The sequence below is a fragment of the Okeania sp. SIO3B5 genome, from assembly GCF_010692555.1.
Lineage (GTDB): Bacteria > Cyanobacteriota > Cyanobacteriia > Cyanobacteriales > Microcoleaceae > Okeania.
On sequence record NZ_JAAHHG010000037.1, the window covers coordinates 32,365 to 45,200 of the forward strand.

Genomic DNA, 12,836 nt, shown 5'->3' on the forward strand with positions numbered 1-12,836 from the left:
GAGGGAGTAGGGAGTAGGGAGTAGGGAGTAGGGAGTAGGGGAGTAGGGGAGTAGGGGAGTAGGGGAGTAGGGGAGTGGGGGAGTAGGGGAGTGGGGAGTGGGGAGTAGTGAGTAGGGGAGTAGGGGAGTGGGGGAGTAGGGGAAAGAATTGATATATCTAGTGCCATAGAAGATCATTTTTCTTCTTATCTAAGTTAATCATAATCATGCCCGGATAATCAGTTATAAAAAAGCCTTCTCCCTTTGAACCTTTATTTCCCTTCTGCCTTCTGCCTTCTGCCTTCTGCCTTCTGCCTTCCCTATTCCCTGTTCCCTGTTCCCTATTTCCTTAAAAATTCACACTAACAAACTGTGACTCTGGCAAAGCTGCTATTTCTGCCGAACTTGTGTTCAACACATATCCTAAGAGTTGATTTGTACTACTCATTTTAATCGCAGTACCCTCTAAAACACCATCATTATTTGGGTCTAAATCCTGTACTGAAAGACCTGCCTTAGGTAAAAGTTCGACTTCATCACTAATAAATGGTAAAGCCAAATTTGCATTAATCCCAAACACCTCAACACTGTTAAAATCTTCAAATATCAGATCTGATTTTGTCATCCCTCCAGTCAATCCAATAATATCTTCAGAAGAGTTAAAATCAGTAACAATTGCATTAGGCAATTCAGCACTATTGGGAATTCCTGGAAGTAAAGAAATAACATTACTTAAATCTTGTGTTATTCCTGCTAACTCCGTTCTGAAAACATATACATCACTTCCCAAACCACCTTTATAAATACCAACACCAGCATCACCAATCAGAGTATCATTACCCTCTCCACCATTTAATAGATCGGTACCTTTACCTCCATACAATATGTCATCACCAAAACCACCATTGAGAAAATCTGTATCTTTGTTACCATACAAACTATCATTACCACCCTCTCCAAATAACTCATCTTCTCCTCTACCGCCAAAAATTAAGTCGTTGACAGATGAACCAGTAATGGTATCATCACCACTGAGAGCTAATACTCCTCCAGGAAAAGAAGTAGCTTGCTCTACTGTGAGAATCTCATTATCATCACCACTTGTTCCCAATAAACGAGGAAAAGAATCTGAAAAATCTTGAGTAAGTACCATAACTTAGTATGTCTCCTAAATATGCTAAATTTTTTGCGTCTCTATTTATGTCGAATGTTGTCTATAACTCAAATTAATATTCAAAACTTATGTCTATTATAGTCGCTAAAAATCTAAGCAAAATCTATCCAGTAGCCAAGAAAGAACCAGGAATTAAGGGAACACTACGTCATTTTATACGTCGCAACTACCAATATGTTAAGGCAGTTGAAGATATTACATTTAAAATAGAACCGGGGGAAGTAGTGGGATTTCTTGGACCTAATGGCGCTGGTAAAACTACTACTCTGAAAATGCTGACAGGTTTAATTCATCCGTCTAACGGTATAGTTAAGGTAGCAGATTATGTCCCCTTTGAACGCAAGAGAGAATTTTTAGAGCAAATTACTTTAGTCATGGGGCAAAAACAACAGTTAATTTGGGATTTACCAGTGTTAGACTCCCTGAAAATTAATGCTGCTGTTTACGGTCTTTCTGACAAAGAATATTACAGACGGTTAATGGAATTAACAGAGATGTTGTCCCTGGAGGGAAAATTGAAGCAACCAGTCAGAAAATTATCTCTGGGGGAGCGGATGAAGGCAGAGTTAATGGCGGCGTTGTTGCATCAACCGAAAGTTTTATTTTTGGATGAACCAACTTTAGGTTTAGATATAAATGCACAAGTTGCAGTGCGGGAGTTTTTGCAAGAATATAATCAACGTTATGAGGCAACTGTTTTATTGACGAGTCATTATATGGCTGATATTACGGCTTTGTGTAAGCGGGTGTTATTGATATATCAAGGTCAGTTAATTTATGATGGCAGTTTAGATGGTTTACTCGATCGCTTTGCTCCTTATCGAGAGGTACAAATAGAATTACTTAATCCTGTGTCTACGGATGTAGATAATTTTGAACAAAATTTATCTAATTATGGGGAAGTGGAATTATTGGAAGGTCAGTCAGTACATTTGTTGGTACGCAGGGAAAATTTAACGGCAACTGTCGCTCAGATTTTAGCAGAATTAGAAGTGCAAGATTTAACGGTGACTGACCCACCTATTGAGGAGGTCATTGGTAGAGTTTTTCGGGCAGGAAAAGTATAGTTTAAGTCAAAATTTAAAAGTCAAAAGTCAAAAGTTGGAATTTTTCTGAATTATATTACAGCAATTACCGAGTTGATGATAACTGATAACTGATAACTGATAACTGAAATGACTAATATTCCCCCAGAAATTCAACCCTATAAACGTCTAGCTTGGAAACCAATAACTATTGATGGAGATGGGGATTTAACTGCTTGTGACATACTCCCACACTAAGCAGGTGCTATAGTGTGGGCTTCTCGTTTCGCAGCCCTGGTATCCCGTCGGGCTCCACGAGCTTTAAGAACGGAATGCCCTGCCGCTCTTTTTGCACATAAAAAACTGCTCACCTAGTTCCGCAATAAGATTTTATGTTTTCCCACGGTTGACTAGGAATTTGGGCCAACAACCCCATATCCTATTGAATTTTCATGGTTCATTACTGGCGGCGATTAGCTCAAACCAGCGTAATTCGATGATAACATAAAAATTTGTAAATTAATGGGACATCGAGTCCCATTAATTTACCGCCGATTCATCTGGTCGCCAAATCACAGATTATGGCGTGAGGCTCAAGAGCGATTTAGCTAAATTTGCAGGTAAACCTTGGTTAGGAAAAAATGAAGAATGGCCTAAATGTCCTTATTGTCAGAATCCTTTAGAATTCTTTTTTCAGCTCAACTTAAATCAATTACCAGAATCATTACAAAATAAGTTTGGTAGTGGAATTTTACAAATGTTTTATTGTACATATACGAATGTATATGGAGACGAGGTTTGCGAAATAGATTATGAAGGATGCGAAGCATTTTCAGATATTCATTTTCTCAGAATTATTCAGCCAGAAACAGAAGCACAAGATGTAGAGATTCCTGAAATTGAAGATATTTCTCCACCAAAACTAATTGTTGATTGGGAACAATTAGAAGATTACCCTGATTTTGAAGAAGCTAAGAAAATAGGTATTAAACTAGCTTTTGATGAATACTACTTATATCCAGACAAATATCCAATCCAATAGAAGGAGATAAATTAGGAGGCTGGCCTTTTTGGGAACAAAACATAGAGTATCCTAATTGTCCGATTTGTGGTGAAAGAATGGAATTAGTTTTTCAACTTTATTCAGATGGTAACTCCCCTTTTATAGGTTGTAGAACAGCTCACGGCCATATTACTCAATGTCAAAATCATAAAAATCAGTTAGCATTTTCTTGGTCTAGCTTGTGAGGCGATCGCTAAATTACTAATTCTATTAACCAAAGCAATAAATAATCTGAAACTTTCAATTTTTTCAATTAATTACTATCCTTCAAACAGTTTATCTATTCCTTCCAAAAATAAATATTATGACTAATATTCCGCCAAAAATTCAACCCTATAAACGTTACGCCTGGAAACCAATAACTATCGATGGAGATGGTGCTTTAACTGCTTCTAAATTTGCTGGTAAACCTTGGTTAGCAAAAAACGAGCAATGGCCTAAATGTCCTCATTGCCAAAATCCTTTACAATTCTTTCTTCAGCTAAACCTTAATACCTTACCAGAATCATTAAAAAATGAATTTGGTGGTGGTATTTTACAGATGTTTTATTGCACTAATGCAGAACTACTTTGTGATTGCGATTATGAAGGATGGGAACCATTTTCCGACATTCATTTAATTAGAATCGTTCAGCCAGAAACAGAAGTACAAGATGTAAAAATTCCTGAAAATCAAGAAATTTTTCCTCCTAAATTAATCGTCGATTGGCAATATCTAGAAGATTATCCTAATTATGAAGAAGCAGCAGAACTTGGTGTAGAATTAGATTTGAATTTAGATGAATTATTTCTCGATAATTTCCCAATTGAAGGAGATAAATTAGCAGGTTGGCCTCTATGGGTTCAGGGAATAGAATATCCTAATTGTCCGATTTGTGGTGAAGAAATGAGATTAGTTTTTCAGGTTGATTCTGAGGATAATTTACCCTTTATGTTTGGGGATGCTGGTTGTGGTCATATTACTCAGTGCAAACATCATAAAAATCAAGTAGCATTTGGTTGGGCTTGTGGTTGATATAGCAGTCGGCAGTTAGCTTTTGGTTCTTATACCAATTTGAAAAAAGAATGTTACGAATAGTAAGAGCGATAAAAAGACTTTACATGAGATGTCCCTTTGACAAAAAAGATAATTTACGCCCTAAAAAATGGTATTAAAGCCATCCATTCTGACTTCTGACTCCTGACTCCTGACTCCTAAGAAATACCCTAGATATTTGTAGCAAACATTTATAAATCTGGTATTAGAGGTTGTCTGAGAAGTCCTATTTGCGACATCCAAGCCCCCGCGCATCCCCCAATTTTGGGGGACTTTTTGAAGCAAATTGATTCTTGTTCCCCCCAAAGTTGGCTTGCTCGGGGGGCAAAATTCAGTATCAAAAAACTTTTCAGATATCCTCTTAAGTTATTATTTTACATTACTCATCTACTACTCTTTGATAGTATTATTTGACATTAAATCCACTTAATCAAAACTCTTGTTTAAATGAATAGTAAATAATTAAAAAGTATGAAAAAATTCATCAAAATTGCTAAAGTTTTTCTATCTACTTACTACGCCTATATGTTAGAATATAGAGCCGAACTCCTCTTATGGATGTTGTCATCTTCTTTGCCTTTTATTATGATGGGAGTTTGGATAAAAGCTTCATTAGCAGGTGAATTTGAATTAGATAAATTGCAGTTTTCCCATTATTTTTTAGCTGTATTTATTGTCCGCTCAATCACACCTGTTTGGGTAATTTGGGATTTTGAAATGGAAGTAGTTCAGGGGAAATTATCTCCTAAATTATTACAACCGATAGATCCGGTATGGCATCATTTCTTTGGTCATATTGCAGAAAGGTTTGCTAGAGGACCTTTTGTTTTAGGTTTAATATTATTATTTATTGCTCTATATCCCCGGGTATTTTGGTTGCCAAGTTTGAGGGATTTTTTGTTATTTTTAATTGTAGTAGTAATAGCATTTGCATTACGATTTTTAATTCAATATACAATGGCTTTATTTGCCTTTTGGATAGAAAAATCTAGCGCCCTTGAACAGCTTTGGTTTTTACCTTATATGTTTTTATCGGGAATAACTGCTCCATTAGAAGTGTTTCCAGAATCAGTATATCAAATAGCATTATGGACTCCGTTTCCTTATATAGTTTATTTTCCTGCTTCTATCTTAGTGGGTTTGCCTGTGGATATTGGACGGGGTTTATTGATGATGTTTGCTTGGGGTGCGGTCTTTTTGGGATTAAATCGTTGGTTGTGGCGAAAGGGGTTAAAGCAATATTCGGGGATGGGGGCTTAATAATTAATAATTAATAATTAATAATTAATAATTAGGGTTTGTTGATTAAATCTCAAAGCATTGATATATAAAGACAAGTGCCTTTTTGAGGTCAAAAAAAGTGCGCCTGTTTCAGCTCTTCATGCTCAAAAAGGAGCGTATTTTAGGCGCATAGTTGGGCAAAAAAATCACTCTTACAATTCTTACTCCTACCTCCTCGCTCATTCCCATTTCTCCAGTATAGCTGTCTTCCCCTCCCCTCCTGGGAGGGGCTAGGGGTGGGTTGTCTCCTGCCCTCACCCATAAGACTTTTTCAGCAAACCCTAATTATCCATTATCCATTATCCATTATCCATTAATGAATCCTTCCTTATTCAACCATCAAAAACTGCAGAAACTTTCAAATTAAGCGTTCTAAATCTAGGAGATAATACTAAATCATTACCAGAAAAGTTACCGACTTCTGTATAATTTTTGCCTATTAATTCTAATACTAAGATAGTTTGAGTTTCAGGTTCAACAATCCAATATTCAGGAATACCACAATCTTGATATTGAATTCTCTTCGCAATATAATCTCTCTCTCTCTGTATCTCTCCAGGACTAACAACTTCAACAACTAATAAAGGAGGAGACATAGAAAGGCGAATTGTATTCCGCTTTAATAATTGTTGAATATGTTCTTCTCGAATGATAGTCAAATCGGGATAACGGTTTTTAGGCTCACCTCTAACCTCTAATTCTAATCCTTGACCTCGTACTCGACGATGACCTAAAAGTAAGGCAAATCTCAGCAACAAAAAAGTAGCAATTTCAACATTTAAACCTGATTCAGGAGGCATTTCAATTAACTCACCATTAAATAATTCACAGAGTTTTTCTGAATTATTACTGTATGACAAATATTCTTCAAAGCTTTGAAATTTATGTTTAACTTGTACCATCAGATTCACTTATTTCATCAATATTGTGATATGCCAGGAATCAGGAAAAAAAAGCAGGGAAATATAGATTTTGTCGCTCAATTCAGATAAATAAGTTGATCTCAAATAGTAAGTAATAGAAAATCCGGAGGGAGATAGTTTATCACCAAGAAGCTATGTTGTTTGATATAGCAGTTGAAGTAAAGGGCGCAGACATTTAAAAAGCTTAAAACTAAAACAAAGCCAGATTTTTCCTTCTTTCTTCTTTCTTCTGATATAACTGATTATTTGAATTATTTGAATATAATATTATTGACCAAATAATTAAGGTTTAAAACCTCTCATTTAAAGCTATGCTTTATAAACATCTTTACTTAACATAAAACTTGACACAATCGACAAGTTATGTACTAGCCTTTGAAAGATTTTTGCCAGAGAAAAAGTGTATTAAAAAGTAGATTTTTCTTGATAACTTAAGTAGTTTTTCCTATTCCATATTGATTCTTTCTCCCTTCTCCCCTGCTCCCTACTCCCCTACTCCCCTACTCCACACAAGGTTTTCAGGAGTTCCTTATAAAGCATAGCCTTTAAAGGAGGAACAAGAAAAATTTTTCCTTTGAGTCAATCCTCTTCTTTTCAAGGAGAGGTAATTATTAATTATTAATTATTAATTATTAATTGTTTTTAATCTTCCTCAATATACTCTGCAATACTTGGTAATTTTCCTATTTTAGCAGTAAGTAACTGAGGACCAGCAACAATAATTTTTATAGCATCTTCCTCCACAAGCTCAAACAGATATTCCTCTAAACTAGGTCTTTCTATTACTTCCTGAACTTCTAATTCTACTTCCTTTTCTTTAGCTTTACGCTTTACCCGTTTCAAAACATCATTAGCTAGAGCGCGATAACCATCCAACATAGAGTTTTGAAGTTTATGCAAAGGATTAGACCCTAACCAACCAGTCTGCCCCAGTTCCCCAATAACATCATTAATTGAATTATTATTAATAAAAAACACAACTCTCAATTTGGCTTGATTTTGTTGAGCTTCTGAAATTCCTTTCCACATTGCTTTATCGTAAGCATAGGGATTTGCAACCACTAACCAAATATTCATATCTTACCGAATAATTAAAGTTTAAAGCCTCTCCTTTAAAGGAGAAACAAGAAAAAATTTTCCTCTGAGTCAATACCTCTTCTTTTCAAGGAGAGGTAATTATTAATTATTAACTAGACAGTGCAAAGTTCTTGAAATAAATATTGCTAGCTAAGGCTTTCAGCAATCTAAAGGTTAAAAACTCTTTATTCAGAGCTGTAAATACTGTAAGGTTTTTACGGCAATTCTTTCAGCTTTCAATGCTAATTGTTCTTGGGAATAACTTTGTACTCTCCAGTTATTAATTATTAATTATTAATTATTAATTATTAATTATTAATTATTCAAACTCCCAGCCCAAATAAAGGCCAATAAAATTTCGCCATTGCCAAGAATATCAAAGTCCCCACTAATTTTAGCAATAAGCCACGCTTAAAAGCTTCAGCAGGCGACACATAACCACTACCAATGATAATGGCCATTACCGGGGTACTGACTGGCAACAGAAAAGCCAAACCTGATGGCAAAGTAATACCCAATGTCATTGCTCTAGGATCAATTCCATATTTAGCTGCTAAAGCAAGTCCAACTGGCATCAAAACTGCCACAGCAGCAGCATTACTCATTCCTTCTGTCAAAATAGTAATAATCAACACCATTGCTACAAAACAAATTAAACCAGAATTAATCCACGATCCCAATAAACTCTCTGCTAATGCTTGTGCTGCCCCCGTATCTCTTAACACTGCACTTAGAGCAATAGCACTACCATACATCAAAAAAATACCCCAGTTAACATCTTCTTCTACTTCTTGCCAACTTGCTAACCCAAAAATGAAGCTACACATCACCCCAAAGAAAGCTATTGTATCTAGTCCCCAAACTGTTCCTCGAAAAATCCACAATAAAACTATCCCTGTCACTAACACTAATGTACCAATCTCTCTTGGTGAAATTCCTCCCAGACTTTTTGACCTAATTTTGAGAAATTTTAGGGCATTTGGTAAAGACACAACTGTACCTTTTCCTATTTGGAGTAAGATTACATAAGCCACTGTCAACAGTAATACAACTAAAGGAATAGACCAAATAAACCATTCCACAAAACTGATATCGTATTCTCCGTTAGTTGTGCTGCGAAGAACTCCTAATGCTAGTGGCGCTCTGGCACCTCCAAGTAAAGTTGCAATACCACCAATACCACAACCCCAACCTAAAGCTAAGAATGCTGCTAGTCCAAAACGTCCACCGGGTTTAGCTCCTGCTGCTTGTATAACTTCTATCACTACTGGAAATAACATTGCCGTCACAGCGTAGGAACTAATCACAAAAGACATTACGGCGGAAAGAATTAAAATAGAGGCAATTAAAGTATTCTGGGTATTGCCAAAACGGGAAACTACTGTTAATGCTAGACGGGTACTCAGTCCCGAACGTTGAATAGGACTAGCTAAAATAAATGCTCCTAATACAAAAAATACTGCTTTGTTGCCGAAATAAGCATAAGTTTCTGTGGCAGACATACTACCACTGAGAGGAATTAAAAATAAGACCATTAAGCCTGTGACTGCTACTGGTAAGGTATTAGTTGCCCACAGAAAAGCTGTTACTCCAAATACTGCTAAAGCTCCTTTTGCCTCTTTTTCTATTCCTGCTATTGGAAACAGGAGAATGCTTACATAGATCAGTGCTGCAGCTACAAACCAAAGCCAACGATACTTAGGTTGACGAGATATGCGTAACCAACTACGAAGATGTCTAATATTTTCCATTTATATGAGTTAAGTTGCGGAGATGTCTATTGGCAATGCTGTGAGGAAATTAAAATAATTTTTATTGCTTCAATATAGCTTTTATAACTGATTGAGCAGTTATATTTTACACTATGTTTGACTTTTAGCAAGTTAAATAGTTATGTTATCATAGTAGAAATCTCTAAGTCAAGAAAATGATGAAACTTTAAATTCCTAAAAAATTCCTATTTTTATTCGGGATTTAAATTTTGTTTTTTAGCGAATAATTAAGGTTTAAAGCCTTTCCTTTAAAAGAGAAAAAGCGGTCGAGGGATGGATGGGTTTCCTAACCATATCCAATCGACCAAGAGAAGAAAAAAATTTCACGCTCCGCGTCAATCTTATTCTTTTTCAGGAGAGGTAATTGTTCATTATTAATTATTAATTATTAATTGTTGAAAGGATGTTGTGAATGGAAAAAATTAATCAAACTGGTCTAACAGTATGGTTTACTGGTTTAAGTTGTGCTGGTAAAACTACTCTAAGTTTAGCTGTGGCAGAAGAGTTGCGATCGCTTGGTTATACGGCAGAGGTTCTTGATAGTACTGTTGTTCGTCAAGACCTCGGTAAAAGTTTGGGTTTTAGTAAAGTTGATCGAGATGAAAATATCCGTAGAATTGGTTTTTTAGCTCATCTTTTAACTCGTAATGGTGTGATTGTTTTAGTATCTGCTATTTCTCCTTATAATCAAGTTCGAGCTGAGGTTAGAAAAAGAATTGGCAATTTTATGGAAGTATATGTTAATGCACCTTTAGAAGTTTGCGAAGCACGGGATAAAAGAGGACTTTATCAACTTGCCAGAGCTGGAAAAATTAAAGAATTTACTGGCATTGACTTACCTTATGAAGCACCTCCTCATCCTGAAGTTGAATGTCTAACTGATTTAGAAACAGTTGCTGAAAGTAAAGAAAAAGTTATTCTAAAAATGATAAATAATGGTTATTTAAAACCTCGTGATTTTTCTCATAGTAGTGCTTATTTTTTTGATATTTAAAGGAAGAAGGAAGAGGGAAGAAGAAGCAAGGAGGAAGGAGGTTAATTAACTATTGTTTATTGTTGACAGGACTTACGCAAAGGCACTATTTATAGAGTTCAAGTACTATTGGACAATAGTTTTGAGCGCTATATATAGCGTATCTGCGTAAGTCCTAGTTGATTTATTAATACTTATTAACATAAGTTCATATAAATTGATTCATAGTTATCCCGATTAAGTTTATAGATGCGGGATTAATGGAAAAGAGGGGTGAAAAGGCTTCTGTGAAGCGTTTAGAAACCCTCCTCTAGTGCTTCGTTTGAAGCGGAATTAATAGGAACTTCAGGGCACTGAAACGAAACCTTATGGGAGATAAATTATGAGCATTAATCATAATGTTCCGTATTTTAATCTAGAGAATAACGAGATTGAGGGTTGGCGATCCTCTGGTGCTACAAGTGCTGCAATGTGTCTAAAATACTTTGGAGTTCCTGATTTAGGATCTATGCCACAGTACGAAGATGATGTTAAACAACGTTTTGATAGACTGGGAATAGCACATACGACTCCAGGTGGAATCAGGAGGTTAATAGAGGGTTTAGGATTGATCAATAATCTTACAATGACAGGAGGTCTTTCAGATATTACTCGCGCTCTAGATTCTGGAGAAATCTGTGTATTACATGGTTATTGGACGAACGCTGGTCATATTTTAGTCATACGTGGTTACGATGACAGTGGTAATTTTTTTGTAAATGATCCAGCAGGAGAATGGTTTTACGAAGGCTATCGTAATAATTCACCATACACAGAAGATAACAAAGGAAAAAATAAGCTATACAGTCGGAGACTAATATCCTCTGCTGGCAATGCATACTCTTTGCGCGAAACCCTAAGATTTTATGATACTTGGGGTAATGATGAGATAGAATCTACTGCAAGAATGTGGCTACATAGGATTTCTAAATAGATATAGGAGTATCTAGTAGTGGACTGTTTCATCTAAAATGGTGCATTAGATTCAATTCAAAAGTCAAAAGTCAAAAGTCAAAAGTAAGAATTTTCAAGTTAAAAACTAATGCACAGTTTTAGCTGTGTCAGTCCACTACTGGAATTTGTAAAAAGAGGTAATTATTAATTATTAATTGTTAATTATTAATTATTCGCTGGTTTGATACAACTTAGTTCTCAATCTTTCTAATTCTGCCTCAATTAGCTGATTTTTAGCTTCTGATAATTGAAATTTTGTTTGACAATTATATAACTGACTGCGTAACTTTTCTAATTCTGACTGAACTGTTTGAAGTTGAGGTTTTAATACACTCAGTTCATCTTGATATTCCATTGCCATAGGTCGTAATTTTTCTAATTCCTCCTGAAATTGTAACAGTTCATATTTTAATCTTTCTATTTCATACTGTTCGGGATTAACTTCAACTTTCTCTCCATTATAAAAATGATCGACGACTTTTCCTGTCATAATATTTCTCACTTCTTTCAGATGAATTCTATGTAAAAACGGATCTGAAAGTAAAGGAATATAATACATACAATCAGAGAAATAATAATGCGTTACTTGACTATGTCTGGTGCGGTTTTTATCTAAAACTGGACTACCCCCATGTAGTAAATTTGCAGCCCAAATTAAAGCTTGCCCTTTCTTCACATAAAGTTCTACTTTTTCTAAACCATTATGTTCAATTAATGACTGTAAAAACTCTTCATATATCGGATAAACATCATAAGGTTTATTTTGATAACTACCTGTAATTCCTAAGTCGTTTAAATCAAATATTGGTAATTTATGACTGCCAGGATAATAATGTAGGGGACCATTATTTGCATCTATATCTTCAAGAGCTACCCAAACTCCGCACATAAATCTAGCTGGCATTGAATTAAAATGTATGCTGTCACTATGAGTAGATTGTTGAGTACCAAGCTTAAAATTTAGGGTTTGAAATGGGATTGGTTCCCGCTGATAAAGTATTTTTAATAAGTTAATAATTTTGGGAGAAGTGGCAATTTTCTTTACATCTTGATTGAATGTCCAAGCATCCTGAATTCGGTCGTGATAAATCCAAGCTGATTCTACTTTGCCTTTTTCTCCATATATAGGAGTTAAGTCTTTAACTATTTTGTCTGTAGTTTCTGCAATATTTTCTATGCCTAAGTCGTCTATGATTACATATCCTTGTTCTGCAAATTGTTTGACAAGTTTTTTTGTATCTTTGTCTAAAGTTAACTGGCTAAAAATTTGTTCAAAAAATAGCGAATCTACCAAAGGTACATTCATCAGAAGAGGAGTAAACTTTTTATCTTTTGTTTTGCTCATAATTTGTAATTGAAGAAGGCAGAAGGCAGAAGGCAGAAGGCAGAAGGGAAAATTGCTTATGGATTCTCACCGCTCAACTAAACTTACTCAAACTGAACGAGAAAGCCTGAAAGCTCAGTTGTTCGTAGTGGATCGACCACTACAGGGTTAAACGGCAAACCCTTTATTCCTTGGTCCAAGACATCAGGAATTACT

The 12,836-nt window shown here is 35.4% G+C and carries 12 protein-coding genes; 7 read left to right on the plus strand and 5 right to left on the minus strand.

Going from position 1 to position 12,836, the window contains the following annotated elements; all coding sequences use genetic code 11:
• Positions 1–328: 328 nt before the first annotated feature.
• Positions 329–1,132 carry a calcium-binding protein gene (locus tag F6K54_RS08060; protein ID WP_293076298.1) on the minus strand — a complete coding sequence of 268 codons (804 nt, stop codon included), beginning with the start codon at positions 1,130–1,132 and terminating at the stop codon, positions 329–331.
• 89 nt (positions 1,133–1,221) lie between these two features.
• Between F6K54_RS08060 and F6K54_RS08065 the strand changes: the two genes are divergently transcribed.
• The 5 genes from F6K54_RS08065 (at position 1,222) to F6K54_RS08085 (ending at position 5,537) form a co-directional block, all read left to right on the plus strand.
• Positions 1,222–2,220: an ATP-binding cassette domain-containing protein gene (locus F6K54_RS08065; protein ID WP_293076300.1), complete on the plus strand. Its 999-nt coding sequence runs from the start codon at positions 1,222–1,224 to the stop codon at positions 2,218–2,220.
• A gap of 544 nt (positions 2,221–2,764) precedes the next feature.
• Positions 2,765–3,220 carry a DUF1963 domain-containing protein gene (locus F6K54_RS08070; protein ID WP_293076302.1) on the plus strand — a complete coding sequence of 152 codons (456 nt, stop codon included), beginning with the start codon at positions 2,765–2,767 and terminating at the stop codon, positions 3,218–3,220.
• A gap of 77 nt (positions 3,221–3,297) precedes the next feature.
• On the plus strand, positions 3,298–3,426 hold the full coding sequence (locus F6K54_RS08075; protein ID WP_293076304.1) for a hypothetical protein: 129 nt from the start codon (positions 3,298–3,300) through the stop codon (positions 3,424–3,426).
• 119 nt (positions 3,427–3,545) lie between these two features.
• Positions 3,546–4,256 carry a DUF1963 domain-containing protein gene (locus tag F6K54_RS08080; RefSeq protein ID WP_293076306.1) on the plus strand — a complete coding sequence of 237 codons (711 nt, stop codon included), beginning with the start codon at positions 3,546–3,548 and terminating at the stop codon, positions 4,254–4,256.
• A 492-nt stretch (positions 4,257–4,748) separates the two neighbouring features.
• Complete coding sequence (locus tag F6K54_RS08085; RefSeq protein ID WP_293076308.1) at positions 4,749–5,537, plus strand: ABC-2 family transporter protein; 789 nt, start codon at positions 4,749–4,751, stop codon at positions 5,535–5,537.
• A 353-nt stretch (positions 5,538–5,890) separates the two neighbouring features.
• Here F6K54_RS08085 and F6K54_RS08090 read toward each other — a convergent pair whose 3' ends face one another.
• From F6K54_RS08090 to F6K54_RS08100, 3 genes are all read right to left on the minus strand, one after another.
• Positions 5,891–6,460 carry a Uma2 family endonuclease gene (locus tag F6K54_RS08090; protein WP_293076310.1) on the minus strand — a complete coding sequence of 190 codons (570 nt, stop codon included), beginning with the start codon at positions 6,458–6,460 and terminating at the stop codon, positions 5,891–5,893.
• A 663-nt stretch (positions 6,461–7,123) separates the two neighbouring features.
• Entirely contained in the window at positions 7,124–7,558 is a 435-nt protein-coding gene (locus tag F6K54_RS08095) for a hypothetical protein (RefSeq protein ID WP_293076312.1), read from the minus strand.
• Positions 7,559–7,881: 323 nt separating this feature from the next.
• Positions 7,882–9,309, minus strand: coding sequence for a DASS family sodium-coupled anion symporter (locus F6K54_RS08100; protein ID WP_293076314.1), 1,428 nt, complete (start codon positions 9,307–9,309; stop codon positions 7,882–7,884).
• Positions 9,310–9,751: 442 nt separating this feature from the next.
• On the opposite strand from F6K54_RS08100, the gene cysC reads away from it, so the two are divergent.
• Together cysC and F6K54_RS08110 are read left to right on the plus strand one after the other, a co-directional pair.
• On the plus strand, positions 9,752–10,324 hold the full coding sequence (gene cysC, locus F6K54_RS08105) for an adenylyl-sulfate kinase (RefSeq protein WP_293076322.1): 573 nt from the start codon (positions 9,752–9,754) through the stop codon (positions 10,322–10,324).
• Between the two features lie 361 nt (positions 10,325–10,685).
• The gene (locus F6K54_RS08110) at positions 10,686–11,276 is read left to right on the plus strand and encodes a C39 family peptidase (RefSeq protein WP_293076316.1); all 591 of its coding nucleotides are present in this window, start codon (positions 10,686–10,688) and stop codon (positions 11,274–11,276) included.
• 189 nt (positions 11,277–11,465) lie between these two features.
• Here the strand turns inward: F6K54_RS08110 and F6K54_RS08115 are convergent, their stop codons facing one another.
• Entirely contained in the window at positions 11,466–12,641 is a 1,176-nt protein-coding gene (locus F6K54_RS08115) for a phytanoyl-CoA dioxygenase family protein (protein WP_293076318.1), read from the minus strand.
• Positions 12,642–12,836: the final 195 nt, after the last annotated feature.

Bases quoted from the DNA above. Each gene is read 5' to 3' on its own strand.
- F6K54_RS08085 (WP_293076308.1), top strand. From the start codon at position 4,749: ATGAAAAAATTCATCAAAATTGCTAAAGTTTTTCTATCTACTTACTAC.
- F6K54_RS08075 (WP_293076304.1), top strand. From the start codon at position 3,298: ATGGAATTAGTTTTTCAACTTTATTCAGATGGTAACTCCCCTTTTATA.
- F6K54_RS08095 (WP_293076312.1), bottom strand. From the start codon at position 7,558: ATGAATATTTGGTTAGTGGTTGCAAATCCCTATGCTTACGATAAAGCA.
- F6K54_RS08090 (WP_293076310.1), bottom strand. From the start codon at position 6,460: ATGGTACAAGTTAAACATAAATTTCAAAGCTTTGAAGAATATTTGTCA.
- F6K54_RS08115 (WP_293076318.1), bottom strand. From the start codon at position 12,641: ATGAGCAAAACAAAAGATAAAAAGTTTACTCCTCTTCTGATGAATGTA.
- F6K54_RS08110 (WP_293076316.1), top strand. From the start codon at position 10,686: ATGAGCATTAATCATAATGTTCCGTATTTTAATCTAGAGAATAACGAG.
- F6K54_RS08100 (WP_293076314.1), bottom strand. From the start codon at position 9,309: ATGGAAAATATTAGACATCTTCGTAGTTGGTTACGCATATCTCGTCAA.
- F6K54_RS08065 (WP_293076300.1), top strand. From the start codon at position 1,222: ATGTCTATTATAGTCGCTAAAAATCTAAGCAAAATCTATCCAGTAGCC.
- F6K54_RS08080 (WP_293076306.1), top strand. From the start codon at position 3,546: ATGACTAATATTCCGCCAAAAATTCAACCCTATAAACGTTACGCCTGG.
- F6K54_RS08060 (WP_293076298.1), bottom strand. From the start codon at position 1,132: ATGGTACTTACTCAAGATTTTTCAGATTCTTTTCCTCGTTTATTGGGA.